Annotated in this window: 17 protein-coding genes; 3 read left to right on the top strand and 14 right to left on the bottom strand. The window is 73.3% G+C overall.

Going from position 1 to position 13290, the window contains the following annotated elements; all coding sequences use genetic code 11:
* Window positions 1-11: 11 nt before the first annotated feature.
* From BLT67_RS12070 to infC, 4 genes are read right to left on the bottom strand one after another with little or no spacing between them, the layout of a single operon-like run.
* Window positions 12-821, bottom strand: a complete 810-nt coding sequence (locus BLT67_RS12070) for a TrmH family RNA methyltransferase (protein ID WP_092667243.1) — start codon at window positions 819-821, stop codon at window positions 12-14.
* Between the two features lies 1 nt (window position 822).
* Window positions 823-1218: a 50S ribosomal protein L20 gene (rplT, locus tag BLT67_RS12065; RefSeq protein ID WP_092667242.1), complete on the bottom strand. Its 396-nt coding sequence runs from the start codon at window positions 1216-1218 to the stop codon at window positions 823-825.
* A 37-nt stretch (window positions 1219-1255) separates the two neighbouring features.
* On the bottom strand, window positions 1256-1450 hold the full coding sequence (rpmI, locus tag BLT67_RS12060) for a 50S ribosomal protein L35 (protein ID WP_092667241.1): 195 nt from the start codon (window positions 1448-1450) through the stop codon (window positions 1256-1258).
* A gap of 9 nt (window positions 1451-1459) precedes the next feature.
* A complete protein-coding gene (infC, locus tag BLT67_RS12055) occupies window positions 1460-2593 on the bottom strand; it encodes a translation initiation factor IF-3 (protein WP_231945493.1) in 1134 nt (377 codons plus the stop codon).
* Between the two features lie 139 nt (window positions 2594-2732).
* Between infC and BLT67_RS12050 the strand changes: the two genes are divergently transcribed.
* Window positions 2733-3092, top strand: a complete 360-nt coding sequence (locus BLT67_RS12050; RefSeq protein ID WP_092667240.1) for a DUF1844 domain-containing protein — start codon at window positions 2733-2735, stop codon at window positions 3090-3092.
* A gap of 4 nt (window positions 3093-3096) precedes the next feature.
* Here the strand turns inward: BLT67_RS12050 and BLT67_RS12045 are convergent, their stop codons facing one another.
* From BLT67_RS12045 to BLT67_RS12020, 6 genes are all read right to left on the bottom strand, one after another.
* Entirely contained in the window at window positions 3097-3933 is an 837-nt protein-coding gene (locus BLT67_RS12045; protein ID WP_092667239.1) for an SseB family protein, read from the bottom strand.
* 8 nt (window positions 3934-3941) lie between these two features.
* Window positions 3942-4691, bottom strand: a complete 750-nt coding sequence (priA, locus tag BLT67_RS12040; protein ID WP_092667238.1) for a bifunctional 1-(5-phosphoribosyl)-5-((5-phosphoribosylamino)methylideneamino)imidazole-4-carboxamide isomerase/phosphoribosylanthranilate isomerase PriA — start codon at window positions 4689-4691, stop codon at window positions 3942-3944.
* A 74-nt stretch (window positions 4692-4765) separates the two neighbouring features.
* On the bottom strand, window positions 4766-5404 hold the full coding sequence (gene hisH / locus BLT67_RS12035) for an imidazole glycerol phosphate synthase subunit HisH (protein ID WP_092667237.1): 639 nt from the start codon (window positions 5402-5404) through the stop codon (window positions 4766-4768).
* A complete protein-coding gene (hisB, locus tag BLT67_RS12030) occupies window positions 5401-6000 on the bottom strand; it encodes an imidazoleglycerol-phosphate dehydratase HisB (protein WP_092667236.1) in 600 nt (199 codons plus the stop codon). The genes hisH and hisB overlap by 4 nt, the downstream gene beginning before the upstream one ends.
* Before the next feature lie 9 nt (window positions 6001-6009).
* Window positions 6010-7089, bottom strand: a complete 1080-nt coding sequence (locus BLT67_RS12025; protein ID WP_092667235.1) for a histidinol-phosphate transaminase — start codon at window positions 7087-7089, stop codon at window positions 6010-6012.
* Between the two features lie 46 nt (window positions 7090-7135).
* Entirely contained in the window at window positions 7136-7486 is a 351-nt protein-coding gene (locus tag BLT67_RS12020; protein ID WP_092667234.1) for a LysM peptidoglycan-binding domain-containing protein, read from the bottom strand.
* Between the two features lie 246 nt (window positions 7487-7732).
* Between BLT67_RS12020 and lexA the strand changes: the two genes are divergently transcribed.
* Window positions 7733-8359, top strand: coding sequence for a transcriptional repressor LexA (lexA, locus tag BLT67_RS12015; protein ID WP_172802021.1), 627 nt, complete (start codon window positions 7733-7735; stop codon window positions 8357-8359).
* A gap of 59 nt (window positions 8360-8418) precedes the next feature.
* Here lexA and hflX read toward each other — a convergent pair whose 3' ends face one another.
* The gene (hflX, locus tag BLT67_RS12010; RefSeq protein WP_092667232.1) at window positions 8419-9927 is read right to left on the bottom strand and encodes a GTPase HflX; all 1509 of its coding nucleotides are present in this window, start codon (window positions 9925-9927) and stop codon (window positions 8419-8421) included.
* Between the two features lie 22 nt (window positions 9928-9949).
* On the opposite strand from hflX, the gene BLT67_RS12005 reads away from it, so the two are divergent.
* Window positions 9950-10561 (top strand): class I SAM-dependent methyltransferase, encoded by a 612-nt coding sequence (locus BLT67_RS12005; RefSeq protein WP_231945492.1) that lies wholly within the window; start codon window positions 9950-9952, stop codon window positions 10559-10561.
* On the opposite strand, the gene dapF is transcribed toward BLT67_RS12005, so the two are convergent.
* The 3 genes from dapF to BLT67_RS11990 form a co-directional block, all read right to left on the bottom strand.
* Entirely contained in the window at window positions 10545-11411 is an 867-nt protein-coding gene (gene dapF / locus BLT67_RS12000) for a diaminopimelate epimerase (RefSeq protein ID WP_092667231.1), read from the bottom strand. The two genes, BLT67_RS12005 and dapF, sit on opposite strands and share 17 nt — an antisense overlap.
* The gene (miaA, locus tag BLT67_RS11995; protein WP_092667230.1) at window positions 11408-12316 is read right to left on the bottom strand and encodes a tRNA (adenosine(37)-N6)-dimethylallyltransferase MiaA; all 909 of its coding nucleotides are present in this window, start codon (window positions 12314-12316) and stop codon (window positions 11408-11410) included. Before miaA ends, dapF begins: the two co-directional genes overlap by 4 nt.
* A gap of 101 nt (window positions 12317-12417) precedes the next feature.
* Window positions 12418-13269, bottom strand: coding sequence for an SGNH/GDSL hydrolase family protein (locus tag BLT67_RS11990; protein WP_092667229.1), 852 nt, complete (start codon window positions 13267-13269; stop codon window positions 12418-12420).
* Window positions 13270-13290 lie beyond the last annotated feature (21 nt).

The following is a 13290-nucleotide window of genomic DNA, read 5'->3' as shown; positions in this document are numbered from 1 at the left end:
CGCGACCGCGCTCAGGCGCGCTGCGCGAAGGCGCTCTGGTAGAGGCACACGGATGCGGCGGTCGCGAGGTTGAGCGACTCCGCCTCGCCGTAGACCGGCAGCCGCGCCGTGCGATCGGCGAGCGCGAGGGTCGCGGCGTCGAGGCCGCGCGCCTCGTTGCCGAAGAGCCATGCGGTCCCCGCGGCGAGCGCGCCCTCGGCCTGGATCGCGGTGAGCTCCTCCCCCGACACGTCGGCGGCGAGCACCTGCAGGCCGGCCGCGCGCGCGGCACCCACCGCATCCGCCGTGCTCGCACCGACGGCGAGGTCGACGTGGAAGAGCGATCCGGTCGTGGAGCGCACGACCTTGGGGCTGTAGGGGTCGACCGAGTTGGCCGTGACGACGACGGCGGATGCGCCAGCCGCGTCGGCCGCGCGGAGGATCGTGCCGAGGTTCCCCGGGTCGCGCACCTCGTGGAGGATCGCGACGAGCGGATGCGGAGCGGCGGCGGCGCGGGCGATCGCGGCATCGAGCGAGACCGGCGCCTGCTTGGCGACGGCGACGATGCCCTGGGGGCGGACGGTGTCGGCGATCGCGGCGAGCGCGCGCTCGGAGACGGCGGTGACGGGCGCGTGCGCCGACGCGGCGCCGAGCAGCGCGGCGTGGCGCTCGCGCGCGGCGTCGGTCGCGAAGACCTCGACGAGGTGCTGCGGCTGCCAGCGCACGGCCTCGTCGAGGGCGGACGGCCCCTCCAACAGGAACAGCCCGGTCTGAGACCGGGCTGCTCGCTGCTGGAGCCTGGCAGCCTCACGCACGCGGGGCGCGCGGGGGCTGTCGAGCATGTCAGGCCGCCGAGGCGTCCGACTTCGGCGCCGAGGTGTCGGCGGGGAGCGCCGACTTGGCCGACTCGACGAGCGCCGCGAACGTGGCGGGCTCGTTGACCGCGAGGTCTGCGAGCATGCGGCGGTCGACCTCGATGCCCGCGAGGCCGAGGCCCTGGATGAGGCGGTTGTACGTCAGGCCGTTCTGGCGAGCGGCGGCGTTGATGCGCTGGATCCACAGGCGGCGGAAGTCGCCCTTCTTCGCCTTGCGGTCGCGGAACGCGTAGACGTGCGAGTGGAGGAGCTGCTCCTTCGCCTTGCGGTAGAGGCGCGAGCGCTGCCCGCGGTAGCCCTCGGCCTGCTCCAGGATGACGCGGCGCTTCTTGGCGGCGTTGACGGCCCTCTTGACACGTGCCATGAGTCTGTTCCCTCTTCTGTCTTCTTCGTCGCGCGCGTCAGCGGGCGAGCAGCTTCTTGATGGTCTTGGCGTCGGCGGGGGCCAGGACCTTGTCCTTGTTGAGGCGGCGCGTCTGGACCGACGACTTCACCTCGAGGTTGTGGCGCATGCCAGCCTGCTGCTTGCGGATCTTGCCGCTGCCGGTGACCTTGAAGCGCTTCTTCGCACCGGAGTGCGTCTTCTGCTTGGGCATTCTTCTCTCCTACTCGGATGCTGGCTTGCCGCCGGGCTTGGCCGTCGGCGTGGCCTTGGGCGCCGCGGGCTTGGCGGCCGCCGGCGCCGCGGGCTTCGCCGCAGGCTTCGGGGCGCCCGGCTTCGCGGCGGGCTTGGGCGCTGCGGACGCAGCGGGCTTCGCCGCGGCAGGCGCGGCAGGGGTCGCGCCGGATGCGGCGGCGGGCTTGGGGGCGGACGCCGGGCGCGGTGCCGCGGCCGGAGTCGGCTGCACCGTGCGCGCCTGCTGCTTCGGACGCGCGTCGCCGCGCGGCTCGGAGCGGGGCTCGCTGCGCGACTCGGTGCGCGGGCGCGACGAGGACGACGGCCGCGACGAGGACGACACGGGTCGGCTCGAGCGCGTCGGCTCGGGCTCGGGGCGCGTGCGCGGCGCGGGCGCCGGGCGCGGCGGACGAGCCGCCTCGATCTCGGCCTGATGCGCGGCCTTCTTCTGCGACTCGGCGCGACGCTTCTCCTGCTGCGCCTTCTTCTGGGCGATGCGCGCGGCGTTCTGCTCGGCCTTCGCATCCGCCTTCGAGCGCAGCGGCCCGACGATCATCGTCATGTTGCGACCGTCGATGGTCGGCGACGACTCGACGGCGCCGAACTCGCGGATGTCCTCGGCGAAGCGCTGCAGCAGCTTGACGCCCAGCTCCGGGCGCGACTGCTCGCGGCCGCGGAAGAGGATCATCGCCTTGACCTTGTCGCCGCCCTCGAGGAAGCCCTGGGCGCGCTTGCGCTTGGTCTCGTAGTCGTGCTCGTCGATCTTCAGGCGGAAGCGGACCTCCTTGAGGTCGGTGTTCGCCTGGTTGCGCCGGGCATCCTTGGCCTTCTGCGCCTGCTCGTACTTGAACTTGCCGTAGTCCATGATCTTGACGACGGGCGGGCGTGCGTCGGGCGCGACCTCGACGAGGTCGAGATCCGCCTCGCGGGCAAGCCGAAGGGCATCCTCGACCCGGACGACGCCGACCTGCTCGCCGGCAGGGCCGACCAGTCGGACTTCCGGAACGCGGATGCGCTCGTTGATGCGGGGATCGCTGATCGCGGGCTCCTTCTCGTTGGTGCTGTGTGCTGGTGCACGGCGAGAGAGGAGCCGGAACGCGAGCGGTGCCGCGCGGCTCAGCACCTGCGGCGACGGGCGCCTGGTGCTGCAGACCCGGTAGCCTGGAGACGGCTGCGGGTGGGATTGCTCCTCTTTCACCTCCGGGCGAATGCCCGAAACCTGCAGAAGCCTACCAGAGACAACCCTTCGGGAGAAGAACGCGATGTCCGACGCCGCCGAGCACACCCATCACGACGACGGCCTCGCCGAGGCTCGCGACATCGCGGAGGTGCCGGCGGTCGAGCTCATCAACACCGTCGCGATCCACCTCCTGAGCGCCGCGGCGGTCAAGGTCGGCCTCGCCGACGACCCCGAGCAGCAGCTCGACCTCGACGAGGCGCGCAAGCTCATCAACGCCCTCGCCGGGCTCGTGACGGCGGCGGCGCCCGAGGTGGGCAGCATCCACGCCGCGCCGCTGCGCGACGGCCTGCGCTCGGTGCAGCTCGCCTTCCGCGAGGCGAGCACGATCCCGGATGCGCCGGGCAAGGGCCCGGGCGAGAAGTTCACCGGCTCGGTCGTCTGAGCGCTCAGGCGCGGGCTGCCCAATCGGCCCGCGTCAGCGCGAGGGTCGCCTCGGCCGCGAGCGGGACGCGCACCGCTCCCCCGTCCCAGCGGTGCACGCGCACCGCGAGGCTCGCGATGCGCTCGCGCACGACGTCGGCCTCGCCGATCGCCGCGACCGCGCGCTGCACCTGCGCAGGTGCGTCGTGCTCGTCCGCGGCCGCGCCGACGAGCGCGTGCACCTCGAGGTCGGCGCCGGCGAGCGTGGAGCGGGGGTCGCCCGTGGCGAGCACGACGGCCTCCACGGCGGGCTGCGCGAACATCGCGGCGAGGACGACCGCGTGCACGCCCGGGTCCTCGACGCCCCACGTCCACGGCGCATCCGCGAGCAGGGCCTCGAGCATGGAGCGGCTCAGCACGAACTCGCTCTCGGCGCCCGGGTCGACGACGACGCGCGCGGGACCGTCGAGCGCCGCTGCGGCGGCGCGCTGCACGCTCGTCGGCACGGGGCGCGCCTTGGCGTTCCACGCCTGCATCGCCTGCACGTGCGAGAACATCGGCAGGATCGCGCCGCCGTCGGGCCCTGCGACCGTGACGATCGAGAGCTCCTGCGTCTTGTCGATCGTGCGGCCGCGCTCGTCGAGGCCCGTCTCCCCCGCCGCAGCGAGGAGCGGCACGAGGAGTCGCTCGCCGCGCAGCGCCTCGACGACGCCCGCGCGGCCGGCTTCCCCCGCGGCGAGCCTGCGCACCGACTCGAGGTAGCCCGCCGGCGCCGAGCCGTCGTCGTCGGCGTACGCCGTGTCGTGGTGCTGGAACGAGCGCCCCTCCCAGGGCCGCCCCGCCGAGTCGGCCTCGCGGCTCACGGCGGCGCCTAGCTGCCCGCGACGTCCAGCGCCGCGACGAGCGTGAAGGCTCCGGCGTAGAGCGCCTTGCCGACGATCGCGCCCTCGACGCCGTGCGGCACGAGCTCGCGCAGCGCCGCGATGTCGTCGAGGCTCGAGACCCCGCCCGAGGCGACGATCGGCTTCTGCGTGCGCTCCGCGACCTGCTTGAGGAGCTCGAGGTTCGGGCCCTTGAGCGTGCCGTCCTTCGTGACGTCGGTCACGACGTAGCGGCTGCAGCCCGCCGCCTCGAGCCGGTCGAGCACGTGCCACAGGTCACCGCCGTCCTGCGTCCAGCCGCGCGCGGCGAGCGTCGTGCCGCGCACGTCGAGACCCACCGCGATCTGGTCGCCGTACTCGGCGATGACCGCCGCGGTCCACTCGGGGTTCTCGAGCGCGGCGGTGCCGAGGTTGATGCGCTTGACGCCCGTGGCGAGCGCCGCCTCGAGGGACGCCTCGTCGCGGATGCCGCCGGAGAGCTCGACCTGCACGCGGCCCTTCACGGCCTTGATGACCTTCTTGATGACGCCGCGGTTGTCGCCGCGACCGAAGGCGGCGTCGAGGTCGACGAGGTGGATCCACTCGGCGCCCTGGCGCACCCAGTCCTCGGCCGCGTCGACCGGGCTGCCGAACGACGTCTCCGTGCCGGCCTTGCCCTGCGTGAGGCGCACCGCCTTGCCGTCGGCGACGTCGATGGCGGGGAGCAGCTGGAGCTTGGGCGACTGGTTGAAATCGGTCATGGCGATGCCTTCTTCGGTGGGTGGGCCGGTCGAGGGGCCGGTCGAGGAGCCGGTGCGATGCTACTCGCGCGGGTTCAGAGGCCGCGCACCCAGTTCGTGAGCAGCCGGATGCCGGCCTCCCCCGACTTCTCGGGGTGGAACTGGGTGGCGGAGAGCGGGCCGTTCTCGACGGCGGCCAGGAAGCGCTCGCCGTGCTCGGCCCAGGTCACGCGCGGCTGGCGCATGCGGGGATGCGGCTCGATCGTCCACTCGGTGGCCGCGTAGGAGTGCACGAAGTAGAAGCGCTCGTCGCGGATGCCGGCGAAGAGCTGCGAGTCCTCGGGCGCCTCGACCTCGGCCCAGCCCATGTGCGGCAGGACGTCGGCCTTGAGGCGGCGCACGGTGCCGGGCCACTCGTCGAGCGCGTTGGTGTGCACGCCGCCTTCCTCGCCCGCGGTGAAGAGCACCTGCATGCCGACGCAGATGCCGAGCACCGGACGCGTGCCCGCGAGCCGCCGGCCGATGAGCTCGCCCCCGCGGATCGCCTGGATCCCGGCCATGCACGCAGCCATCGAGCCGACGCCGGGCACGACGAGGCCGTCGGCCTCCATCACCGTGGCGCGGTCGGCCGTGAGCGTCACGTCGGCGCCGGCCGCCTCGAGCGCCTTCGCGGCCGAGTGGACGTTGCCGAGCCCGTAGTCGAGCAGGGCGACCGTGGGGCGGGGAGCCGTCACAGCGCTCCCTTGGTCGAGGGCACGCCGCTCACGCGCGCGTCGTGCTCGACGGCGACGCGCATCGCGCGCGCGAACGCCTTGAACTCGGCCTCGGCGATGTGGTGCGGGTCGCGGCCCGCGAGCACGTCGATGTGCGCGGTGATGCGCGCGTTGAGGGTGATGGCCTCGAAGACGTGCCGCACGAGCGAGCCCGTGAAGTGGCCGCCGATGCGGTGCAGCTCGAAGCCGGCGGGCTCGCCGCCGTGCACGAGGAACGGTCGGCCCGACAGGTCGACGACGGCCCGCGCGAGCGCCTCGTCGAGCGGCACGGTCGCGTCGCCGTAGCGGCGCACGCCCGACTTGTCGCCGAGCGCGTCGCGCAGCGCGAGCCCGAGGGCGATCGCGGTGTCCTCGACGGTGTGGTGCGCGTCGATGTCGATGTCGCCCGTCGCCGTGACCTCGAGGTCGATAAGCGAGTGCTTGGCGAAGGCCGTGAGCATGTGGTCGTAGAAGGGCACCGTCGTCGAGATGGACGACGTGCCGGTGCCGTCGAGGTCGAGGGAGAGCCGGATGGTGGACTCGCTCGTCGAGCGCTCGATGGTTGCGGTGCGGGCCATGCCTCGATCCTATGCGTCGGCCAGCTCGGCCATGGCCGAGAGCACCGCGGTCGTCTCGGCGGGCGTGCCGGCCGTGATGCGGAGCGTCCCGGGCAGCCCGACGTCGCGCACGAGGATGCCCCGGTCGAGCAGCGCGCGGAACGTCGCCTGCGGGTCGGCGACCCCGCCGACCAGCACGAAGTTGGCGTCCGAGGGGTAGGGCTGCAGGCCGAGGGCGCCGAGCTCGTCGACGATGCGGTCGCGCTGCTCGCGCAGCGCGTCGACCCTCGCGAGCATCGCGTCGCTGTGGCGGAGGGCTGCGATCGCGGCCGCCTGGGTGATGGCGGAGAGGTGGTAGGGCAGGCGCACGAGCCGCAGCGCGTCGATCACGGCGGGGTGCGCGGCGAGGTAGCCGACGCGCACGCCCGCGAACGCGAACGCCTTGCTCATCGTGCGCGAGACGAGCAGGCGCGGGAAGCGCTCGAGCAGCGACAGCGCGGTCTGGCTGCGGTCATGCGCGAACTCGGTGTAGGCCTCGTCGACGAGCACGATGCCGCTCGCTGCCTCGGCCGCGGCCTCGATCACGTCGAGGCCGAGCGGCGTGCCCGTGGGGTTGTTCGGCGTGCACAGGAACACGACGTCGGGGTCGTGCTCGGCGATCGCCGCGCGGACCGCGTCCGGGGTGAGCGTGAAGTCGGCGGCGCGCGGCACGGGTACCCAGCGCATCCCGACGCCCTGCGCGAGCAGCGGGTACATCGAGTAGGTCGGCGTGAACGAGAGCAGCGAGCGGCCCGGGCCGCCGAAGGCCTGCAGCACGTGCTGCAGCACCTCGTTCGAACCGTTGCCTGCCCAGATGTGCGCCGGCGTCAGTCCGTGCCCGAGGTACTCCGCGAAGCCCCGGCGCAGCGCGTCGAACTCGCGATCGGGGTAGCGGTTGGCATCCGGGAGCGCGCGCGCGATCTCCTGCACGATGTCGAGCGCCACCTCCTCCGGCACCCGATAGGCGTTCTCGTTGACGTTCAGCCGCACGGGCACCTCGAGCTGCGGCGCGCCGTACGGCGTCAGGCCACGGAGGTCGTCGCGGATCGGGAGGTCGTCGAGGCTCGTCACCGAACCAGCCTAGGACGGAGGCGGTGCGGCGCGCGGCGCGCGACGCTCAGCGCGAGTAGTGCGCGGGGATCGCGAGCTGCTCGCCGGGCTGGATCGCTCCGCGGATGCCGTTGAGCAGCTCGATCTCGGCGACGACGTCGCGCGGGTCGGCCTCGGGCGCGACCGACGCGGCGATCTGCCACAGCGACTGACCCGGCACGACCGTGACGGTCTCGAGCTCGACCGTCGCCGTCGACGACGACGCGACAGCACCGGCGACGGCGTCGCCGAGCACGCCGGCGCCGGCGAGCGCACCGGCCGCGAGCACGGGTGCGGCGACGAGGAGGGCGAGCGCCCTGCGGCCGCGCGCGGTCATCCGGATGCGGATCGGCGCTGCGGTGGTGGCGATGGCAGTCATCGGGACTCCTCTCGTTGGGATCCGCAGACGATGCTCGGCCGGGAGCATCGTCTGCGAATCTCTGTTTCGAACCTATCTTCGAGTGACCGGATGCGTCAAGCCCTGCCGCGCAAGTTCTGCGCGACACGCTCGAACATCCGTTTGATCCGGGCGTCCTGTCGGATACGCTTTCGAACCACGAGGAGTCAATCGCGGGCCACTGACATCGCGTCACGACCGCTGAGCCGACGAGAGAGCGGAGCGGGCATGACGAGGCAGCTGAGCGAGAAGCAGCAGGCGATCCTGAGGGTCATCCAGCAGGCGGTGCGACAGCGGGGCTACCCGCCCAGCTACCGCGAGATCGGCGATGCCGTAGGCCTGTCCTCGCTCTCGAGCGTGACGCACCAGCTGGGCCAGCTCGAGCTCGCCGGCATGATCCGCCGCGATCCCGCGCGCCCGCGCGCGATCGAGGTGCTGGTGGCGGACGACGCCGACGAGACCGTCGGCAGCATCGAGCAGGCCGCGTTCGTCCCCATGGTGGGGCGCATCGCCGCCGGCATCCCGATCACCGCCGAGGAGCAGATCGAGGACGTCATGCCGCTGCCGAAGCAGCTCGTGGGCAGCGGCGGCGACCTCTTCATGCTCAAGGTGGTGGGCGACTCGATGATCGACGCAGCCATCTGCGACGGCGACTGGGTCGTCGTGCGCCAGCAGCGCGACGCGGTCAACGGCGACATCGTCGCGGCCATGCTCGACGGCGAGGCCACGGTCAAGGTCTTCAAGCAGCGCGACGGCCACACGTGGCTGCTGCCGCGCAACTCGGCCTTCGAGCCGATCCTCGGCGACGAGTCCGAGGTGCTCGGCAAGGTCGTCGCGGTCCTCCGCGCGATCTAGCCGGTAGATCCAGCCGCGCGCTGCCGCGCCGCGACCGACGCGGTTCGGCGCGCCGGGGCCTAGCTCGTCGCGGGGTCCACCCGGAACTCGGCGAGCTGCGGCAGCACGGCCTCGGAGACCTTTGCGTCGATGCGCGTCCCTGCCTCCTCGTACTGCTCGTGCACGACCTCGAACCGGTCGTGCAGCATCGCCACGACATCGCCGCGGTCGAAGGGCACGAGCAGCGACACCGGCAGCTCGGGCCGCGGCAGCAGCTCGCCGATGCGGGCGAGGATCTCGTCGACGCCCTCCCCCGTGCGCGCGGAGGCGAAGATCGCATCCGGCTGCAGGCCCCGCAGCACGAGCCGGTCGTCGTCGCTGATGAGGTCGGCCTTGTTGAACACGACGATCTCGGGGATCGAGCGCGCACCGGTCTCCCCCAGCACGTCGCGCACCGTCGCGATCTGCGAGGCGGGGTCCGCGTGGCTCGCGTCGACCACGTGGACGATCACCTCCGACTCGGACACCTCCTCGAGCGTCGACCGGAACGCCTCGACGAGCTGGTGCGGCAGGTTGCGGACGAAGCCGACGGTGTCGGCGATCGTGAACTCGCGCCCATCCGGCGTGCGGGCGCGCCGCACGGTCGCGTCGAGCGTCGCGAAGAGCGCGTTCTCGACCAGCACGCCCGCGCCGGTGATGCGGTTGAGCAGCGACGACTTGCCCGCGTTCGTGTAACCGGCGATCGCGACGCCCGGCACCTCGAAGCGGTCCCGGTTCGCGCGCTTCGCCGCTCGGGCGGGTGCGAAGCCCTTGATCTGCTTGCGCAGCCGCGCCATCCGCGTGTGGATGCGACGGCGATCGAGCTCGATCTTCGTCTCACCCGGTCCGCGCGAGCCCATGCCGGCGCCCTGGCCGCCGACCTGCCCACCGGCCTGGCGCGACATCGACTCGCCCCAGCCGCGCAGGCGCGGCAGCAGGTACTCGAGCTGCGCGAGCTCGACCTGGGCCTTGCCCTCGCGGCTCTTGGCGTGCTGGCTGAAGATGTCGAGGATGACCGCCGTGCGGTCGATGACCTTGACCTTCACGCGATCCTCGAGCGCACGACGCTGGCTCGGCGAGAGCTCGCTGTCGGCGACGACGGTGTCGGCGCCGAGCTCCTGCACGATCGCGGCGAGCTCCTCGGCCTTGCCGCGCCCCACGTAGGTCGCGGGATCGGGGTTGGGCCGCCGCTGCAGCATGCCGTCGAGCACGCGGGCGCCCGCGGTCTCGGCGAGCGCCGCGAGCTCGCGGAGCGAGTGCTCCGCGTCCTCGGCGGATCCGGAGTGGACGCCGACGAGCACGACGTTCTCGAGCCGCAGCTGCCGGTACTCGACCTCGGTGACGTCCTCGAGCTCGGTGCGGAGCCCGTCGACGCGGCGCAGCGCCGCGCGCTCCTCGCGGTCGTACTGCTCGCCGTCGGTGTCGGCGAGGCCGTCGTCGGCCTGGAGCGCCTGCGCGCGCTCGGAGAGCACCGCGCCCTCCGCGGGCTGCGCCCAGGCGAGGATGCGCTCCATCGCGCGGTCGCCGGGGTGGTCCTGCGGTTCTGCCATCGTGGAGTCCTTCGCTACTGTCGTGTCCGTGCCGGACCACTACTTCTCTGCCGAGCCCGTCGCACCCGAGTCGGTCCGGACCATCCGGGTGCCGATCGCCGGGCGCGAGCGGGAGATGGTCACCGCCACAGGGGTGTTCTCCGGCGACCGGCTCGACGTCGGCACCGCGGTGCTGCTGGATGCGGTGCCCGCACCGCCCGCGACGGGCGAGCTGCTGGATCTCGGCTGCGGCTGGGGGCCGATCGCTTCGACGCTCGCCGTGCGCTCCCCCGGCGCGCGGGTCTGGGCGGTCGACGTCAACGCCCGTGCGCTCTCGCTCGTGGAGCGGAATGCCGAGCTGCTCAGCCTATCGAACATCGTGCCTGCGACGCCAGACCGGGTGCCGGAGGACCTGCGGTTCGCCGCCATCTGGTCGAACCCGCCCATCCGGATCGGCAAGGCGCAGCTGCACGAGCTGCTGGAGACGTGGATCCCGCGGCTCGCGCCGGGGGCGACGGCGTGGCTCGTGGTGCAGAAGCACCTCGGCGCCGACTCGCTGCTGCGGTGGCTCGCCGAGCGCTTCGAGGGCTTCGAGGTCGAGCGCGCCGACTCGAAGCGCACGTACCGCATCATCGCCGTCACCGCGCCGGACTGATCCCCTCGCCCCGGAAGACGAGCTCTGCGGGGCCCGTGAGCCACGCGTGACCGCGCTCGTCGACCTCGACCTCGAGGCGCCCGCCGGGCACGTCCACGATCCACCGATCCGCCGCATCCCCTGACCAGTGCCGCGTCGCCATCGCCGCAGCCACCGCGCCCGTGCCGCACGAGAGCGTCTCGCCCGAGCCGCGCTCGTGGACCCGCATGCGGATGGAGCCGACGCCGTCGGCGATCGTGCCGGGCACGACGAACTCGACGTTCGCGCCGTCCGGCGGCGCAGGGTCGAGGGAGGGCGCCTCGTGCAGCTGCAGCGCGTCGAGCTCGTCGTCGCCGGCGAGCGCGACGACGACGTGCGGGTTGCCCGTCGAGACGTCGAGCCCGGGCCGATCGACCTGCAGCCCGCCTGCCCCGACGAGCCGGTCGCCGCCGAGCTCGAACGGCCCGAGGTCGGCCGAGAAGCGGTCGCCGCGACGCACGACGCGCTTGAGTCCGGCGCGCGTCGCGATGTCGATGCCCTCGCCGTCGGCGAGCTGCGCGAGCCGGGACTCGAGGAGGAAGCGCACGAAGACGCGCACGCCGTTGCCGCACATCTCGCTCACGCTGCCATCGGAGTTCCAGTAGTCCATCGCCCACGTGCCGGCGGGGGCCGCGTCGAGCGCGGCGTCGCCGGTCGCGCCCGCGCGCACGGCTCGGATGACACCGTCGCCGCCGATCCCGAAGCGGCGGTCGGCGAGCGCGCGCACGCGCTCGGGCGTGAGCGGCGCGGCGCCGTCGGGGTCGGCGACGAGCACGAAGTCGTTGCCCGTCCCGTGGCCCTTGGAGAAGGTGCCGCTCGCGAGTGCTGTCATGCCTCCAGGCTAGCGAGCGCGTGCTGGGCGAGCGCGTCCGGCTCCGCATCCGGTGCCGCGGGGTAGCGCTGGAACCACGACACCTGCCGGCGCGCGTAGCGCCGCGTGAGCGCCTGGGTGCGCTCGATCGCCGCCGCTTCGCTGAGCGCGCCGTCGAGCTGGTCGAGCGCCTGGCGGTAGCCGATCGCCTGTTGGGCCGTCGTGCCGCGCTCGATGCCGGCGTCCCGCAGCCGCTGCGCCTCGGCGACGATCCCGTCGGCCCACATGCGCTCGACGCGCCGGTCGAGCCGCTTGACGAGGGCGGTGCGCTCGAGGCGCACGTGCTGGATGAGCGTCGGCCGCAGGAGCGACTCCTCGGGGGGCAGCCCCACGCGGAACGGCTCGCCCGTCAGCGTGACCGCCTCGAGCGCTCGCACGAGGCGACGGCCGTTGTGCGGCCCGATCGCCTCCGCCGCCGCCGCGTCGACGGCGACCAGTCGCTCGTGCATCGCGGCGGCTCCCTCGCGCTCGAGGTCGGCCTCGAGCTGCGCCCGCAGCGCCTCGTCGGTCGCGGGGAACGCGAAGTCGTAGAGCACGCTCGAGGCGTACAGGCCGCTGCCTCCGACGAGGATCGGCACGGCGCCGCGCGCCTCGATCGCCGTGATCGCGTCGAGCGCCGCCTCGCGGTAGGCGGCGACGGCGGCGTCCTCCCACGGGTCGAGCACGTCGAGCAGGTGGTGCGGGTGGCCGCGGCGCTCGGCCAGCGGCGCCTTCGCGGTGCCGATGTCCATGCCGCGGTAGAGCTGCATCGCGTCGCAGTTGACGATCTCGGCCGAGCCGCCGAGCCGCACGACCGCGTCGGCGATGTCGAGCGAGCGCTCCGTCTTGCCCGTGCCTGTCGCGCCGACGACGGCGATGAGGCTCACGTGGCCGAGCGCGGCGAGCGGCGCTCGGATGCGCCGCCGTGCGGAGCCGCGGGGATGATGCCCATGCCCTCAGGGTAGCGAGCGGCTCGGCCTCGGCGTCGTCAGGGGCTCGCCCACTGGCTCGGCGGCCAGGTCAGGCTCGCGAGCCTCGCCTGACCGGCGAGCGAGGGGTGGAAGTAGTCGCGCGTGGAGATGTCGGTGCGCGCGAAGGCGTACCTCGCGACTGCGCCCCCGTCGTACCGGCAGGTGGCGTACGCCGCGCACGCCTGCTGGAGCGCGGCGTTGTACTCGTCGACCCGCTGCTGCACAGCTGCCCGTCGCTGCACGTCGGCCGGCTGCGTGCTGCTGGGGTTCGCGAGCATCGACTGGCAGATGCGCAGCAGGCCCCAGGTGAGCCGCGCGCTGCTGCTCGTGCGATTGACCTCGTAGAGGCGCTGCAGGCTCGGGATGCTCGCGACGAAGACCTGCGGAGCGCCGCCCGCAGCGAGCGCTGCGAGCGCGTTCTGCACGTTGGTCCGGAAGGTCGTCGTGGGCGTCATCTCCCCCACCGTGCGGGTGCACGCGTCGTTCGCGCCGATCTCGATCGTGACGTACTGGGCGCCCACCCTCACCGCGCTCTGCGCCTGCGCGAGCAGACCGCCGGAGCGCGCCCCGGACACGGCGTAGTTGGAGGCGGCCAGGGTCGTGGCGCCTGCGGCGCGCAGCCGCAGCAGGTGGGACGACACGGTCGTGCTCGTGCCTGCCGCCCAACTGTTCTGCGTGCAGCTCGTCCAGCTGCTGCACGAGGAGACGCCGAGGGTGATGGAGTCGCCGAGCGCCGCCATGCGCGTCAGCTGCGAGACCGGCGGGGGCGCGGCCTGAGCGGCCCCCGTCGCGACGATCGAGCCCGAGAGCACGAACGCTGCGGCTGCGACGGCGGCGAGCGCGGTGCGCACGCTGCGTGGAACGCCCATGTCGGGCTCCTTCCCCAGAGG

It is taken from the genome of Agrococcus carbonis, assembly GCF_900104705.1.
Lineage (GTDB): Bacteria > Actinomycetota > Actinomycetes > Actinomycetales > Microbacteriaceae > Agrococcus > Agrococcus carbonis.
This window is presented reverse-complemented; position numbering and strand designations above follow the sequence as displayed.

What these genes read in the sequence shown, in the direction of transcription:
- BLT67_RS12070 (WP_092667243.1), bottom strand. Translation starts at nt 821, where the DNA reads ATGCTCGACAGCCCCCGCGCGCCCCGCGTGCGTGAGGCTGCCAGGCTC.
- rplT (WP_092667242.1), bottom strand. Translation starts at nt 1,218, where the DNA reads ATGGCACGTGTCAAGAGGGCCGTCAACGCCGCCAAGAAGCGCCGCGTC.
- rpmI (WP_092667241.1), bottom strand. Translation starts at nt 1,450, where the DNA reads ATGCCCAAGCAGAAGACGCACTCCGGTGCGAAGAAGCGCTTCAAGGTC.
- BLT67_RS12050 (WP_092667240.1), top strand. Translation starts at nt 2,733, where the DNA reads ATGTCCGACGCCGCCGAGCACACCCATCACGACGACGGCCTCGCCGAG.
- priA (WP_092667238.1), bottom strand. Translation starts at nt 4,691, where the DNA reads ATGACCGATTTCAACCAGTCGCCCAAGCTCCAGCTGCTCCCCGCCATC.
- hisB (WP_092667236.1), bottom strand. Translation starts at nt 6,000, where the DNA reads ATGGCCCGCACCGCAACCATCGAGCGCTCGACGAGCGAGTCCACCATC.
- BLT67_RS12020 (WP_092667234.1), bottom strand. Translation starts at nt 7,486, where the DNA reads ATGACTGCCATCGCCACCACCGCAGCGCCGATCCGCATCCGGATGACC.
- lexA (WP_172802021.1), top strand. Translation starts at nt 7,733, where the DNA reads ATGACGAGGCAGCTGAGCGAGAAGCAGCAGGCGATCCTGAGGGTCATC.
- hflX (WP_092667232.1), bottom strand. Translation starts at nt 9,927, where the DNA reads ATGGCAGAACCGCAGGACCACCCCGGCGACCGCGCGATGGAGCGCATC.
- dapF (WP_092667231.1), bottom strand. Translation starts at nt 11,411, where the DNA reads ATGACAGCACTCGCGAGCGGCACCTTCTCCAAGGGCCACGGGACGGGC.
- BLT67_RS11990 (WP_092667229.1), bottom strand. Translation starts at nt 13,269, where the DNA reads ATGGGCGTTCCACGCAGCGTGCGCACCGCGCTCGCCGCCGTCGCAGCC.